The 14,476-nt window shown below is 60.5% G+C and carries 19 protein-coding genes; 8 read left to right on the top strand and 11 right to left on the bottom strand.

Annotation, left to right across the window (positions count from 1 at the left end):
- The first annotated feature begins 45 nt into the window (after positions 1–45).
- Complete coding sequence (locus tag ACWNC0_RS05320; RefSeq protein ID WP_449470111.1) at positions 46–288, top strand: hypothetical protein; 243 nt, start codon at positions 46–48, stop codon at positions 286–288.
- Between the two features lie 120 nt (positions 289–408).
- On the opposite strand, the gene gnd is transcribed toward ACWNC0_RS05320, so the two are convergent.
- Entirely contained in the window at positions 409–1,407 is a 999-nt protein-coding gene (gene gnd / locus ACWNC0_RS05315) for a phosphogluconate dehydrogenase (NAD(+)-dependent, decarboxylating) (RefSeq protein WP_449470282.1), read from the bottom strand.
- Between the two features lie 206 nt (positions 1,408–1,613).
- Here gnd and ACWNC0_RS05310 point away from each other — a divergent pair, with 206 nt between their 5' ends.
- Positions 1,614–2,240, top strand: coding sequence for a 2-dehydro-3-deoxy-6-phosphogalactonate aldolase (locus ACWNC0_RS05310; RefSeq protein WP_449470109.1), 627 nt, complete (start codon positions 1,614–1,616; stop codon positions 2,238–2,240).
- Between the two features lie 200 nt (positions 2,241–2,440).
- Entirely contained in the window at positions 2,441–3,649 is a 1,209-nt protein-coding gene (gene tal, locus ACWNC0_RS05305) for a transaldolase (protein WP_449470107.1), read from the top strand.
- 27 nt (positions 3,650–3,676) lie between these two features.
- Here tal and ACWNC0_RS05300 read toward each other — a convergent pair whose 3' ends face one another.
- The 5 genes from ACWNC0_RS05300 to ACWNC0_RS05280 form a co-directional block, all read right to left on the bottom strand.
- Positions 3,677–4,153, bottom strand: coding sequence for a carboxymuconolactone decarboxylase family protein (locus ACWNC0_RS05300; protein WP_449470105.1), 477 nt, complete (start codon positions 4,151–4,153; stop codon positions 3,677–3,679).
- A gap of 89 nt (positions 4,154–4,242) precedes the next feature.
- The gene (locus ACWNC0_RS05295; RefSeq protein ID WP_449470104.1) at positions 4,243–5,055 is read right to left on the bottom strand and encodes a transglutaminase family protein; all 813 of its coding nucleotides are present in this window, start codon (positions 5,053–5,055) and stop codon (positions 4,243–4,245) included.
- A 2-nt stretch (positions 5,056–5,057) separates the two neighbouring features.
- The gene (locus tag ACWNC0_RS05290; RefSeq protein WP_449470102.1) at positions 5,058–5,993 is read right to left on the bottom strand and encodes a VPGUxxT family thioredoxin-like (seleno)protein, type 2; all 936 of its coding nucleotides are present in this window, start codon (positions 5,991–5,993) and stop codon (positions 5,058–5,060) included.
- Between the two features lie 192 nt (positions 5,994–6,185).
- The gene (locus ACWNC0_RS05285) at positions 6,186–6,827 is read right to left on the bottom strand and encodes an HdeD family acid-resistance protein (protein ID WP_449470101.1); all 642 of its coding nucleotides are present in this window, start codon (positions 6,825–6,827) and stop codon (positions 6,186–6,188) included.
- 54 nt (positions 6,828–6,881) lie between these two features.
- Positions 6,882–8,279 carry an FAD-containing oxidoreductase gene (locus ACWNC0_RS05280; protein WP_449470099.1) on the bottom strand — a complete coding sequence of 466 codons (1,398 nt, stop codon included), beginning with the start codon at positions 8,277–8,279 and terminating at the stop codon, positions 6,882–6,884.
- Between the two features lie 204 nt (positions 8,280–8,483).
- On the opposite strand from ACWNC0_RS05280, the gene trxC reads away from it, so the two are divergent.
- The 4 genes from trxC (at position 8,484) to ACWNC0_RS05260 (ending at position 10,921) form a co-directional block, all read left to right on the top strand.
- Positions 8,484–8,972, top strand: coding sequence for a thioredoxin TrxC (trxC, locus tag ACWNC0_RS05275; RefSeq protein ID WP_449470097.1), 489 nt, complete (start codon positions 8,484–8,486; stop codon positions 8,970–8,972).
- Positions 8,973–8,977: 5 nt separating this feature from the next.
- Positions 8,978–9,616, top strand: a complete 639-nt coding sequence (locus ACWNC0_RS05270; RefSeq protein WP_449470095.1) for a DUF1223 domain-containing protein — start codon at positions 8,978–8,980, stop codon at positions 9,614–9,616.
- 164 nt (positions 9,617–9,780) lie between these two features.
- Positions 9,781–10,284: a sigma-70 family RNA polymerase sigma factor gene (locus ACWNC0_RS05265; protein ID WP_449470094.1), complete on the top strand. Its 504-nt coding sequence runs from the start codon at positions 9,781–9,783 to the stop codon at positions 10,282–10,284.
- Positions 10,274–10,921, top strand: a complete 648-nt coding sequence (locus ACWNC0_RS05260; protein ID WP_449470093.1) for an NrsF family protein — start codon at positions 10,274–10,276, stop codon at positions 10,919–10,921. Before ACWNC0_RS05265 ends, ACWNC0_RS05260 begins: the two co-directional genes overlap by 11 nt.
- A gap of 214 nt (positions 10,922–11,135) precedes the next feature.
- Here ACWNC0_RS05260 and msrB read toward each other — a convergent pair whose 3' ends face one another.
- Positions 11,136–11,645 carry a peptide-methionine (R)-S-oxide reductase MsrB gene (gene msrB, locus ACWNC0_RS05255; protein ID WP_449470281.1) on the bottom strand — a complete coding sequence of 170 codons (510 nt, stop codon included), beginning with the start codon at positions 11,643–11,645 and terminating at the stop codon, positions 11,136–11,138.
- Between the two features lie 115 nt (positions 11,646–11,760).
- On the opposite strand from msrB, the gene msrA reads away from it, so the two are divergent.
- Positions 11,761–12,426, top strand: a complete 666-nt coding sequence (gene msrA, locus ACWNC0_RS05250) for a peptide-methionine (S)-S-oxide reductase MsrA (RefSeq protein ID WP_449470091.1) — start codon at positions 11,761–11,763, stop codon at positions 12,424–12,426.
- 262 nt (positions 12,427–12,688) lie between these two features.
- Here the strand turns inward: msrA and ACWNC0_RS05245 are convergent, their stop codons facing one another.
- From ACWNC0_RS05245 to ACWNC0_RS05230, 4 genes are all read right to left on the bottom strand, one after another.
- Entirely contained in the window at positions 12,689–12,820 is a 132-nt protein-coding gene (locus ACWNC0_RS05245) for a hypothetical protein (RefSeq protein ID WP_449470280.1), read from the bottom strand.
- Entirely contained in the window at positions 12,762–13,163 is a 402-nt protein-coding gene (locus tag ACWNC0_RS05240; RefSeq protein ID WP_449470090.1) for a ferritin-like domain-containing protein, read from the bottom strand. Before ACWNC0_RS05240 ends, ACWNC0_RS05245 begins: the two co-directional genes overlap by 59 nt.
- A gap of 347 nt (positions 13,164–13,510) precedes the next feature.
- Positions 13,511–13,825 (bottom strand): hypothetical protein, encoded by a 315-nt coding sequence (locus ACWNC0_RS05235; RefSeq protein WP_449470089.1) that lies wholly within the window; start codon positions 13,823–13,825, stop codon positions 13,511–13,513.
- A 57-nt stretch (positions 13,826–13,882) separates the two neighbouring features.
- The gene (locus ACWNC0_RS05230; protein WP_449470088.1) at positions 13,883–14,473 is read right to left on the bottom strand and encodes a uracil-DNA glycosylase family protein; all 591 of its coding nucleotides are present in this window, start codon (positions 14,471–14,473) and stop codon (positions 13,883–13,885) included.
- Positions 14,474–14,476 lie beyond the last annotated feature (3 nt).

Below are 14,476 nucleotides of genomic sequence, written 5' to 3'. Positions count from 1 at the left end.
AAGGGAGTCAAGTATCTGTGCTTGAGAAGCCAGGACAAATTCTTGATGGCGCTGGAGGCACTACCGCTCGGTTATTCAGAGGGGGTTTACCTCGAGCGCCGCTACGGGGTCACGATCAACAGGTCGGATGACGGTCGCCGATGGTGGCTTTTTGCCAGGGAGCTTGGCGGTGCCGATATCGTCAGCCTGAATCTCTATCGACCATCTGGCGGCAGGATCGCGCTTCGCCCCTGCGAGATGTCGATCGAAAAGGTGACCGCATTCGTCCATGGGTATCGCCCAACCTAATAGCCGCCCGGCCGGATACCAAGCATCGGCCGAGCCTAAATGCTTCGATCGGCGGCGTGCCGGCGAACCGGCTTTGGCGATCCACGGGCGGCCAGCCTTAAACCATCCAAGACGTCACGATCATTGGGGCATCTCGACGTGGCCGCCGAACCCGAAGCGCATTGCCGAAAGCATTTTGTCTCCGAAGGTGTGCTCGACCCTGCTGCGATAGCGTGCGAACAGCGCCGCGGCGAGCACATCGACCGGCACCGCTTCCTCCATCGCAGCCGCGATCGTCCAATGTCCCTCACCGGAATCCGAGACATGGCCGGTGAACTGCTCCAGCATCTGGTCCCTCGCCAGCGCTGCCGCCGAGAGGTCGAGCAGCCACGACGAGATGACGCTGCCGCGCCGCCAGACCTCTGCGACGTCGGTGAGGTTGATATCAAATCGTTCCTCGACCGGCAGCTTCTCCGAAGACCTGCCCTTGAGCACGTCGAACCCTTCGGCATAGGCCTGCATAAGCCCGTATTCGATGCCGTTATGGACCATCTTCACGAAATGGCCCGAGCCGGCGGCGCCGACGTGGATGTAGCCCTTTTCGGCGCGCGGATCGTCGGCCTCCTTGCGGTCAACCGTCCGCGGGATGGTTCCAAGCCCTGGCGCGAGCGCGTCGAAGATCGGATCGAGATGATCGACCGTCGATTTGTCGCCCCCGATCATCATGCAATATCCGCGTTCGAGGCCCCACACGCCGCCCGACACGCCAACATCGAGGTAGCGAATGCCCTTTTCGGCAAGCGTTTTGGCGCGCTGGACGTCGTCCTTGTAAAAGGTGTTGCCACCATCGACGATGATGTCTCCTTCCCTGGCGATGGCGGTAAGCGCAGAGATCGTGTCCTCGGTCGGTTTCCCGGCAGGCAGCATCACCCAGAAAATCGCGGGATTGTCGAGTTTGGCGCGCATGTCGACCAAGCCCGACGCGCCAATCGCTCCCTCCTTGGTGAGATCGGTCACGGCCTTCGTGGTGCGGTTATAAACGACGGCTTCATGACCGTGCCGGATCAGCCTTCGCGCGATATTGCTCCCCATACGTCCAAGGCCAATTATGCCGATCTTCATGCAACCTCCGCGCTGAATTGTAGAGCCGTCATTCCGGACGTCTCCCTCATGCGGATTAATGCTCGCCCGTCGTTGACCCGAGGTTACAAATGATGGCCGGTTCCGAATAATTGCGCTGCCTGGCGCCCGACACGCTTGCGCCTCCCGTCAGGGCGACACAGATATTTACTGTTCGAAGCGAAGTCTGATCTCTCGATCGGCCTATCCAAAACAAGAGACAGCCAATGAATTGGACCGATGTTTTTTGCGGTGTTCCGCTGATCGCGATTCTTCGCGGGCTCACTGTCTCCGAGGCACGTCCGATCGGGGAAGCGCTGGTCAATGCCGGGTTCCGCTGCGCGGAGGTCACGCTCAATTCGTCCGACCCGCTCGAATGTATCGCAATACTCCAACGCGAATTTGGCAACGAGTTGCTCGTCGGTGCGGGCACCGTCCTGTCCGAAGGCGACGTCGATCGCGTGGCGGGGCGCAAAGGCCGGATTATCATCTCGCCGAACGTTGACCCGGTGGTGATCAGAGCGACGAAGCGACACGGCCTCATCTCGCTGCCCGCCTTCAGCACGGCGAGCGAGGCTTTCACAGCACTGGAGGCGGGCGCGGACGGGCTCAAGCTGTTCCCGGCAGAGGCCTCGAACCCCGCGGCTCTGCGCGCGATGCGCGCGGTTCTTCCGCCGGCCGCGTCGATTTTTCCAGTCGGCGGGATAGATGCTGCATCCATGGCGTCCTGGCGCAAGGCGGGGGCATCAGGATTCGGTATCGGCGGATCTTTGTACAAACCGGGTCGGTCTGCTGGAGAAATTCGGCAACGCGCAGAGACGCTCATCCACGCCTGGCGTGCACTTGAAAAGTAGGGCTCGAACGGCTCGCAAGCTCATCTCGCGGGGCCGTTCTCCTCATTAACGCCAGTGAGCTCCGGCGGCTGTAACCGTCCGACTTCCACCGCCGAGCAGCATGTTTGAAAGCATTTGCTCACCGCGAGGGAGTTTCCGCTGCCGTGCCGCTTGATTGCTGGCGCGATCCCTCGACAATCTGTCGGACGAAGGAGTTTGCCATGTCTGGTATCGATCCAGCCAAGAACGAACCGCAGAGCCGCCTAAAAGCACTCGATGCTCTCGGGCAAGCGGTCTGGCTGGATTTCATCGACCGGGCGTTCCTTGCCTCTGGCAGTCTTGAGCAATTGATCGACCAGGACGGAGTGTCGGGCGTCACTTCAAACCCTTCGATCTTTCAAAGGGCAATCGCACAGAGCTCGAATTACGACGAACAGCTTCTCACCGAATGGAAGCGGCCGGGGGCTACTCCTCGCACAGTCTATGACGCCCTGGTCGCCTCCGATGTATCAAAGGCGGCAGATATCCTGCTTCCTACATATCGGCGCAGTGGTGGTTGCGACGGATATGTTTCTGTCGAGGTGTCGCCAGATCTCGCGTTCGACACAGCTCGAACGATCGATGAGGCGAGACATTTGTGGACGCTGATCGCCAAGCCCAATCTGATGGTCAAGATTCCCGGAACTGAGGCAGGCGTCGCCGCCATGCGTCAGTTGATCGAAGAAGGAATCAACATCAACGTCACCCTGCTGTTCGCCGTCGAGCGATATGCAGAGGTTCTGGAGGCGCACATCTCCGCCCTTGAGAACCGCTCTAACCGCGGACATGCGGTCGACCAAGTTGCCGGCGTCGCAAGCTTCTTCGTCAGCCGTATCGACGTGGAAGCCGACGGAGTGATCGAAGCACGTATTGCCGCGGGAGACAGCCAGTCGGAAGCCCTGCGCCAACTGAAGGGCTCAATAGCGATTGCCAGTGCGAAGAAGGCTTATCACCATTATCAGGCCGCCACGAAGGGCTCGAGATGGCGCATCCTGGCGGACAAGGGCGCCCTTCCACACCGGTTGTTATGGGCTTCGACCGGCGCCAAGAATCCGGAATGTTCCGACGTGCTCTATGTCGATAATCTTATCGGTCCGGGCACGATCAATACGATGCCACCCCAAACGATGGACGCCTTCCGCGACCATGGCAAAGTGGCGCAATCGCTATGTTCCGGGATCGAAGAGGCCCGTGCCATACTTCGTCAGGCCAAGGAACTCGGTATCAACCTCGACCTCATCACCGCGGAGCTGCTTCGTACTGGAATCGATCAATTCAAGCAGGCGATGGCCGCGACGAATCAGGCGATCATCGAAAAGCACAAGCCGGTCTGTGCACCCGTCGCGGGGCCTCAGATTTCCAATGGTCTTGCCCAGGCGTCACAAGGGTGAATCCGCGGACGCGCATGCGTCGATCAATCAAGGGGAATTGCTTGCCCTAACCGGTGTTGCGCCTTGTGCGAGCTTGAGCCGAGTCCAGACATTCATGTTGATGATCACTGCTGCAATCTCAGCGATCTCAAACTCGCTGAAATGCCTCGCCACTTCATCATGTGCGGCAGCAAATTTGGCCTGGTCGAACACGGTCAGAGCCTCGCAGTAGGCGAGGGCGGTTCGCTCGGCTTCGCTGTACAGCTGGCTTTCTCTCCAGCTCGGCAGATTGGCGATGCGCTCATGTGTGATTCCTTGGTCCACCGACGCCTGGCTATGGAGTATCAGGCAGTAGGAACAGGGATTGAGTTGCGCCACGCGCAGCCGCAGTAGCTGTGCGAGCTGACCGTCGATGCTCAACTTTGCGGTGTAGCCGACAGAGCTCGCCATTGCCTTGGCGTGCTCATGAAACTTCACCAGGTCTGGGTTGAAGCGGCGATCCTCGTACCGGATCTTGGTGTCCACGACATGTTCTCCCTGTTGAACAAACTTTCCATCGAAGCGCGCTGGCAACGCCGACGCTGGTTTCCTGGCAACCCGCACGGTAGCGCAGGCTATGGCGAGACAGGTCTGGTCGGATCGAGGCCTTCGAATGCATTCATGATCCGGTCGCGCGTTTCCCTGTCGCCCACGATTTCCGACATGGCGAACAGGCTCGTCCTCGCGCCGGGAATATCGTTGAATGCCAACTGCATGCGTGCGAGATTGTGCCAACCGTCGAGCCCGTTGGGCGCAATTCGGGCAATCCGCTGATATACTGTCAGCGCGCGCTGAAGATCGCGCCCATCTTCGGCTCGTACCGCCTGGTTGTTCAACAACCTGGCCAGCACCTCACGATTGGTCATCCGCACGAGGCTGAGCGATGAAGCATCGCCGGCCTCGCCAAGACACGCCTCGCAAATCGCTGCGATCGACTGCGCCGAAACTTCGGCGCCGCCGGCGAACGGATCGATCACCACCGGGTTCTCGTCGCCGATTTGGACCAGCACGTTGCCGGGCAGGTTGAGCACATATGCGCTCCATCCCGCTCCGCGAGCCATCGCGACGTACAGGATCGACAGCGCAATCGGGAGGCCGCGCCTGCGGTCGAGCACTCGAATGAAATCAGCGTTTACCGGCGCGTCGTAACTTCCCGTATCGCCGACAAACCCGAACTCGCCGTTGAGCACGCGTGAGAGGACTGCGGCTCGATCTTGTGGAAGAAATGCACTGCGCCCCTCTTGGCAGACACGGTCCTCGATCTCCTGGAGTAGAGCGAGATAGGGACCGAGGTCCGTACGCTCGTGGTCCAGATGGCTCAGCGCGAGCGATGCCAGATCAAGCAGAATGTCCTCATCTTCGATCAGACCGATGACGGCGAAGTCCACGATCAATTCTCCTTCCCGATAAGCCCAAGCTGCATGGCCAGCTCTGTCCAGCTCGCGCGAATGTCCTGTCGATAGACCTCCTCCCCGCTCAACGTCGGGAGGCGCGGATCCGCCAACCACGCGCATTGCTGCGGACTAAGCAGTTCCTCGAGCGAACCTCGATAGGGCAACGCAAGATTGACCTGCGTACGCTGAGCGGCCGTTAGCGGCAGGTGGCGCGCCGGCGACTTGCGCAGATAGAACTGCGGCTCACGGTCGATCTGGAACTTACTGCCGTCAATCGCAGTGAAACCTTCATTCTGCGCGTATTCATCCAGGTCCTGACCCGGGACCATGCGCGGATCGAAGCGCACTCTCACCGCTTCCTCGCCATCAACCCAACCTGCGTCGGTCGATATCACCGCCGCATGCTGAGCGAGGCTCGTTTCGCCGGACCAGAAGCACGGCGTCATGTATGTAACGCATTTGCCGAGACCATATTCGAGTAGAAGGTCGCGGCCCAGCAATCGGAAATAGCCGGGGACGTGCTCGCCGGTCATTTCGAGGGCGGCAGTGATTTTTTCGTGAAGTCCCAGAGCGTCGTAGCGATCGGCCAGCTTGGGAACCAGTTCGGCTCCGTCAGACGCGAGGAACCGCACTACGGGATTGTTCCACGACGGTTCGTTGTAACGATCCAGAAGCTCTGCGTCCCTGCCGGGACGGTTGTTGAAAATCGCCACCGGGATGAACCGATCAGCAATCAGTTCCACCATCAGCGGGTGCGTCAGGACATCTTGCCCGAAGCGCACGCAGGTCGAACACCCGGGCACCTCCTGGAAGAGAAGGAGGACGGGCTTTCGCTGTTCGGCCGCAAGCGCGAGACCGCGATCATAATCGCGCAGCCACGCGACTTCGCCGAGCTCACGATGCTCGCGAAACGAAACTACAGGTTGTTGCATGCCAATGATCTAGTGCTGGTGGTTCACAATACAATGAAGGGGGTAACAAGTCGGGCACGGAGCAGGCGGTAGGCAAAGCGACGCTGGCTTCATAAGAAGTGCGATCAGAGCTTAAGAATCCGGACTTTCTTAAGGCTGCTTTCGTCCATAGGCTCTGACATTCGGCCTGCACTTCTCCGCGTTCCTTGCGGCTCAACGCTTGTTTGCCTGGCCGCCTGGAGTTGGCGTTTCAGTTTGTATTTCGGCGCCGCTTGTCTCGATCCGACCGCGCACATGGAAGGCAAGAAAGACCATCATCGCACCGAAGACGAGCGCATAGGCACCCAACCATATCGCGAGTACGATCGCGCCGGCGATCGGAGAGATGAGGAGCAGCGCACCCCAGACAATCGATATGACTCCAGATGCTGCGACCCACCACCGACCGTGACCGCGGTGCATCTTGAACGCGGCAGCTACCAACGCTCCGCCGGAGACAAGTCCCCACACAGCGGCAAGCACAACCAGCCCGAACACCGCGGCAATCGGGAACAGCACGATGGCGACCGCTGCGATAATCCCGAAGAAGCCTTCGATCATAAGCCAGATGCCGGATCGGTGTGCCCGTGCTGTCTTTAGCCCACATCCGAGCGCGGCGATTCCGTCGAGAAGGAGATAGATCGCGAAGACCAACGCGAGCGCGCGCAACGCGGTGACAGGCATCGCTATCGCTGCGACGCCAAACACCATGGCGACGACACCACGGAAGAGCAGCCACCCCCAGCTTCCTGCGAACGGAACCGAAATGCCGGTCGGGTAAATTGAAGCTTCTCGAAGGCTATTCACACTGGACACCTGGTCTCTCCATTTCCGCAGGCGGAGTTCCGCCCTCGCTTCGGTTGCTTCGCCTCATCCCGGCGTATCCCCGGGTGGCGCCAGATCGAGCGCCATCGTCGGAAGCAACTCCGCGACAGTTGGATGAATCGGAACTGCCCAACGCAGGGTGTCGACCGTTTGGCCTGCGCTCATCAGATTCAGCACCGCGTGTATCGCTTCATCGCCGCCGACACCGAATATAGCGGCGCCAAGGATGCGGCGGCTGGCTGCATCGGCAACCAGTTTCATCAGGCCTGTTGTCTCACCCTTCTCAACCGCCCGAGACACGCGCGACATGGGGCGAGTGGACACGAGTATCTTGTGCCCGTTGGCAATCGCCTCCGCTTCGGTCATGCCGGCGCGTCCAAGCGGCGGGTCGGTGTAGACCGCGTAACCCAGAGCGCGCATGTCCAACGTTCGATGGTCGCCGTCGAGCAGGTTCGCCGCGATGATCTCGAAATCATTGTACGCGGTATGGGTGAAGGCACCGCGTCCATTGCATTCGCCAAGCGCCCAGATTCCATCGACGCTGGTTCGCAACTTGTCGTCGACTGAGACAAATCCTCGATCATCGACGTCCACCCCGACTTCGGCCAAGCCGAGATCGTCGGTGTTGGGTCGTCGGCCTACGGCGATGAGGACATCGCTTCCGTGAACCACGGGTTCACCTTGAAGGCAATTTACGGTGACAGCGACGCCTTCACCGTCAGTTGCCAACCCGATGCAATCCGCCCCGGTCCGGACAGTCACACCTTCTGCTTCGAGCATTTCCGTCAGAGCAGCGGAGATGTCTCCGTCTTCGCGCGTCGCAAGTCGATCATTGCGCTCAACAATCGTCACCTGGGCGCCGAAACGGCGATACATCTGGGCGAACTCGAGACCGACATAGCCGCCGCCGACGATGATCAAATGTTCCGGCACCCGGTCGAGCGCGACCATATCGGTGTTATCTAGATACGGCACGTCCGAGATGCCGGCCATCGCAGGGATATGCGCGCGACCACCCACGTTGAGGAAGATCTTCGGTGCATGGAGGGTCATTCCATCGACCGCGACTGTCGAAGGCCCCGTAAGACGTGCATGACCCTGCAGAAACGTGAGATTCTTCATCGACTTCAGCCAGGCTTCGTTGCTGCCACGCGCGTCTTCGATGACCTTTCGAGCGCGCGCGGCGGCGACTGTCATGTCGAACCGCACCTCTCCAGTGACCACGCCGAAGTCTGTAGCTCGCCGCGCCACATGGGCGACCCGGGCACTCGCGATTAGCGTCTTGGTAGGCATGCAGCCGGTGTTGACGCATGTGCCTCCCACATATTTGCGCTCGATCAGCGCCACCTGCATGCCGGCATCGGTCAAACGGCCGGCAAGCGATGGCCCTGCTTGGCCAGCTCCAATGATGATCGCATCGTATTGGCGAGTGGACGAAGTCATCTGCAAAAAATCTCCGCGCGCGAGCCTCAGATTGCCGACCTATTGCAGCGCCAGTTCTCCCTTGTCGCGCTGGGGGAGCCTTGTCGCCATGTCTCTCGGCTGAACACTATTCGAGGTTACAGAAGGCGATCGTCACGAAGCCAGATAGCCTCTGCAAAAAATCGCCGCGAACGGTTGTCACCAACTCCGATGGTTCCACGAGTTATGGAAAAACAGGCAGGAACCTCGATGGCAAACTTGAACGACAAAATGGTCGGATGTGCGGCGTGCGGGGCCACAAACCGCATGCCGGCAAGCAAATTGGCGGACGACGGGAAATGTGGACGGTGCGGCGTCGAATTGCGCACAGGAGAACCGGCGGTTCTCACTCCTGAAAACTTCGGCGCGCTCGCTGAACGATCCGACATTCCGCTACTGGTCGATTTTTGGGCGCCTTGGTGTGGGCCGTGCAGGCAAATGGCGCCGGCCTTCTCCGCGGCCGCTGCTCAACTCGAGCCGACGCTCCGATTGGCCAAGCTCAATACCGAAGCCGAGCCGGGTCTCGCAGAACGCTACGGCATCCGGTCCATTCCGACGCTGATGATCCTGCACAAAGGCAAAGAGATAGCTCGCCAATCCGGCGCCATGCCCACGTCAGCGATCGTCGCCTGGGCTCAGAAGGCGCTCTCTCATCGCGTGTCGACGGGCATCTGAGCGCTATGTCGATCACGCAACCGAAACTGAGCCGACCCGTGCTGGTTGAATTATTCCAAAGCCAAGGGTGCTCCAGTTGTCCGCCAGCGGATACGCATCTGAACGCCCTGGCCGACGCGACGGATGTCGTCGCTCTGTCATTTGCAGTGACATACTGGGATCACCTCGGCTGGAAGGATACCTACGCAAAACCCGCGTTTACGCAGCGGCAGTGGGACTACGCTCACGCGAACCATCGGTTGAGCGTCGCGACGCCTCAGGTCTGGGTCAATGGGACCAATACTCTCATCGGCAATCGTGCCGATGAGCTGGCCGCGGCTATTGGCGGCGCACATAGCGACGGACCGACAATCACGCTGCATCAAGGCGGCGCTACGATCGGCGACGCGCAGGCCCCCGTCGGAGGCGCCGATATCTGGCTGGCTCGCTTTGATCCCGAGACGCGTTACGTTTCGATCGACGCGGGCGAGAACAGCGGACGAACCCTGCCTCACCGCAACATCGTTCATTCGTTGACCCGGATAGGGCATTGGACGGGCGCCATGCACGAAATCGCGTTGAACCAGAACGACGATGGCCTGAGGGACGCAGTCTTCCTTCAGGCGGGCCCCGGCGGCCCAATTCTCGCCGCTGCCAGAAACTGATGGGTTTCGTCGCTCCCATGGCTTCTGATCGCGTGTAACCAAAGCGGAGCTCGCACGAAGTATAGGTCGTGCCCAATGTTCCTCCTGATCCAGCCAAGGGCAGGTTCGTCGCGCTAGGTGGCGGCGATCCGGGGGCTAGTCCTATGGACCATTGGGGAGCGCTGATGGCCGCTTCACAGCAAGGAAATGGCGGCGCCTATCGCCGGCTCCTGTTGGAATTGAAAGACTGGTTGACGGGCTTCTACGCACGCCGATTGCCTGGTCCGGCAATTGAGGACGCGGTCCAGGAAACGCTGATTGCGGTCCACGAGAAACGACACACATACGATCCCGGTCGGCCCTTCAGGCCTTGGGTCGCTGCGATCGCCCGATATAAATGGATCGACCGTTTGCGGGCCATGCGCCGCCAGGCGAGCGAACCCCTCACCGAACACGTCGCCGTGGATGGGCACGAAGCATCGGTCACGAGCGCGATCGCGCTGCGTAGCCTGCTCCGAAAGCTTAATCCCGCACAAGAAGAGGCGATCCGCCTAGTCAAGCTCGACGGTCTGAGCATTCGGGAAGCTTCCGCCAGATCCGGCCAATCGGAATCGCTCGTGAAAGTAAACATTCATAGAGGGCTCGCCCGGCTCGCACGCATTGTACACGGAGGGATCGATGAAAACTGATCAACTCGTCGACGAACTCGTCGCGGACCTCAAGCCGGTTCAAGCGCGCAGTGTCGCGGGCGACGCGCGGATCGTGGCCCTGCTCCTTGCAATCGAGCTCGGCCTCTATTGGTTGCTAGGCTCGGGACGCGGCCATATGGCAGAGGCGACGGCCTCGATGCCGTCCTTTCTGTGGAAGCTCGGAAGTCTCGCTCTGCTCGCGGCGGTGAGCGTAACCGTGGCGTTGAGGTCACTCGATCCTGCTCGGCCGCCGCATCGGGGTCTTGGAGTGATCGCTGCCCTTGTCGCAATGATCCTGCTCGTTGGATGGGTCGTCGACGCCACGACGGTCCACGCTGCGCGACCATTCTGGCAGCGCCTGGCTATCACCGAGGGTATCGAATGCCTGATTTCAATCGTTCTGCTTGCGATCCCCCCAATCGCTATTCTTGGCTGGCTCATGCGCAGAGGCGCGCCCACCGACCTGCGAGGGAGCGCACTCTCCATCGGTATAGCAGGTGCCGCGCTTGGGGCCCTGCTGTTCGTCTTTGCCTGTCCGCATGGCGATCCACTCTACGTCATGATATGGTTCATGCTGGCATGCGCAATCGTAGCGATCGTCGCGAGACTCGCTCTGCCACTGATCAATCGATGGTAATTCGGAACGTTAGCTCATCTTGCGGCCGCGAATGCCATGTGGGGCACAGTGCAGCCTGTCGTATATGTCTGGATCGGCGAAGGGACGGCTGGGGCCGGCTCTGCCGTCGAGCCGGCTTTGCGATCGAGCAACCGCGGGCGACGCGCTAAAACCTCCTGAAGCTGTCGCTTGGTTATGAGGCTTGCGGGCAGCGCGCCAGCGCGACACACTGATCTCAGGCAGTGCGAAACGAGAGAGCTAGTCCGTTCATGCAGTAGCGCAGACCCGTCGGCGCTGGGCCATCGTTGAAGACATGCCCAAGATGGCCCGCGCAGCGGGCGCAATGCACCTCAGTTCGCTTGAGACCAAGACCGTAATCAGCCCGCTCGCCGACGGCATTAGGAAGATGGTCGTAGAAGCTCGGCCACCCGGTGTGCGAGTCAAATTTGGTCGACGAGGAGTAAAGGGGAGCCGCGCAGCCGGCGCAGTGATAAGTTCCTCGACGCGTTTCGTGATCGAGCGGACTTGAGAACGGTGGCTCGGTGTTCGCCTTGCGCAGAACCGCGTAGGCGGCCGGAGTGAGGCGCTTTCGCCAGGCGGCGTCTGAAAGTTGGAAGGGCGCGGGCGTCGCTGCGACAGCTGCGGCACCGCCTTGACCGGCAAGCTTCCAGACGACGGCAGCGGTTGCGGCGGATGCCAGCAGACCCAGTAGCCCGCGGCGAGTGGGATGTGACAATGTGCTCATACTGACTTGTTCGTCGCCCAAGCGGAAATGGTTACACCGCCGAAATTCCTTCGCGGTCCGTAACCAAATCAATTCTCCCGGCGAATATCCCGATAAAACCGGAAGGAGTCCTCTCATGTTCCGCACACTCACCATCGCCGCACTGGCCGGCGCCGGTATCCTCGCATTCACGCAACTGCCGGCCGTCGCCGCCGGACCAGCAACCAAAACGCCAGCGCCGGCAATCACGGCGCCTGCCTCAGCAAATCGAGAGACTGCGATCTTTGCCGGCGGGTGCTTCTGGGGCGTGCAAGGGGTCTACAGTCATGTGAAGGGTGTGATCAGCGCGACCTCGGGTTACACTGGTGGCTCGGCCGCAAACGCCCATTACAACCTCGTCTCTGGCGGTGGGACTGGACACGCGGAATCGGTGAAGGTCGTCTTCGATCCCAACCTCGTCAGCTACGCGGACCTGTTGCGCATCTATTTCTCGGTCGTAGCTGATCCGACCCAGGTCAACCGCCAAGGGCCGGACGTAGGGACGCAGTACAGATCTGCGCTGTTCCCGCAGAATGCTGCACAGGCGAAGGTCGCGCACGCATACATCAAGCAACTCGAAGCGGCCCACGTGTTTCGCCGTCCCATCGCGACACGGATCGAGGCCGAAAGTCCATTCTATCCGGCGGAAAGCTACCATCAGGATTTCTACGCGAAGAACCCCTCATTTCCCTATATCGTCATCAACGACCGACCGAAGGTGGAGGGATTAAAGAAGCTGTTCCCGAACGCATTCCGCAGCTGATAGTGCGGCGAACGCGGGACACGGGACGCGGGGGAAAATACGCCCTCGCGCCCCTTCGCCGTCATTCTAACACACCTCGTGCGCTGGATTGCTGAGGCTAGCCTGCGGGCTACTCGACGCCCCTGGCCAACAGTGCTGGGCCTGATCGATTAGGATGTTCAATCCCCGCATCGTTCGCGCACTTGCACCTGCCAGCGAGCTTGGCGCCAAATTCACCAGCAGGCCTGTCGTCGGATCCCTGCGCCACAGCCGCGTTTCGCGATCAGCCGAACTGGAATGGCTCACTCGGCAATGATCCGCCGACCGCGCCATTGAGCGTCGTCCAATGGATCATCTCATCTGCCGAAATCTGAGCGAAGAGTTGGGCCAGCCCGGGATCGCGGATGGTCGAAATCTGGCTGATATAACCACTCGCGGCTCCGCGCTCGAGCATTGTCGCGAGAGAGAATGTCAGCCTGCGATTTCAGCGCGGCGAGCTTCAGATCGGCGACATACTCGTCGTCGCTCTTCGGAGGAACCGGCGTCGCACCGATTTCGGTGACGAGCTTCTCGAGCGCATCGCGATGACCTTCGTGATGATCCTTGAACAGCAATGCGACCTTGAGCGTGTCCGGAGCGAGAAGGCCGCTGCCACCGGCAATCCGGTACGCCGCGATCCCCGCGTGCTCACCGGCGATCGCACCCTGGATGATCTCAATATCCTGCGAGATGTCGTGTGGTTTTCCCGTGATAGCCAAAGGATTCTCCTCTCTTATGCCTGTCCGATGCGGCCAACCGCACCGGTCCGAGTTCAAACAGAAGCTCGCCCGCTGTGATGCGGCGGTTACAAAAGCTCCTGCTCCCGGCCATCAGTCCGACGAAAGCCGCAGGCGTCTTAGCGCAGCGAGCCCGGCACCGACCTGTGCGGCATGGAGCCGCGGGTCTGCGTGATCCGGCGCAGTACAGGATCTTACTGTCTTGCCCGGTGCCGCGTATTGCCGAACCGAATCCCACTTGCGCGGCTACCTGCTCGCTGATCCTCCGCCGTTCGGCTTCAAGCGGCTGAAATTCATTTGTCTCTGGAAGCCACGGTACAAGAGCCGCATCATCGACCATAACGATCATGCTCATAGGCAAAGGACCGACCATCTAGATTGGCAACCCTGACCGCGACGGCAGCGATCTGACGCTCGTCCGCGTCCGGCAGATTGGGGGCGGCGAAATGCGTCACAAGAGCCATGTCCCGGTCCGATAGAAGCGCCGCGCCCGCCCCAGCGCCTCCGGTCGACCAGCAAGCTGTTGCTCCACCTCGAAGAACCAGGGTGACATGGAAGATGCGTTTGTCGAGCGTGCAAAAGAGAAAACTGCGTCCTGCCACCAAATCTGTCGGCAGATATTCGATCTCACGCCATTCGATCATTCCATAAATCCTTGCATGGGGGATCGCACATGCGCGACTTCGTCATCGGTCGAACCGCTACGGCCAGTCCAACTTAAGCCTGATGGCGGTACGAAGCTCCGGAAGTAGTTCCGCCTCAAACCATGGATTACGCTTCTGCCAGCCAACGCTGCGCCACGAGGGATGCGGCGTCGGAAAGAGGGCAGGGGCAAAGCGCTTGAAGCCGCGGACGCGCTCGACGAGAGTTCTGCCGGCATCCTTCGGAAGATAATGTAACTGTGAGAACGAGCCGACCAGAAGAGTGACGCGGTCGGCCGGCAGGAGGTCGAGAATGCGGCGATGCCACTGAGGCGCGCACTCCGGTCGAGGTGGGGCGTCACCACCCCCTGCCTTGCCCGGATAGCAAAAGCCCATCGGCACGAGCGCCACCTTCGCGGGATCGTAGAATTCGTGATCGTCGAGCCCGATCCATTCGCGCAGGCGATTGCCGCTATCGTCCTGCCAGGGAATCCCGCTGGCATGCACTTTGGTGCCCGGCGCCTGTCCGATGATGAGGACCCGCGACGTGGCACTGAATTGGGTAACTGGCCGAGGACCGAGCGGGAGATGCGGCGCACAGGTAGTGCAGGCAGCAATTTCACTCCGCAACCTGTGCTCGACTTGCTGCATCAG

Source organism: Sphingobium chungangianum, assembly GCF_977014255.1.
The sequence above is the reverse complement of the archived record's forward strand: the minus strand, read 5'-3'. Positions and strand labels throughout refer to the sequence as shown.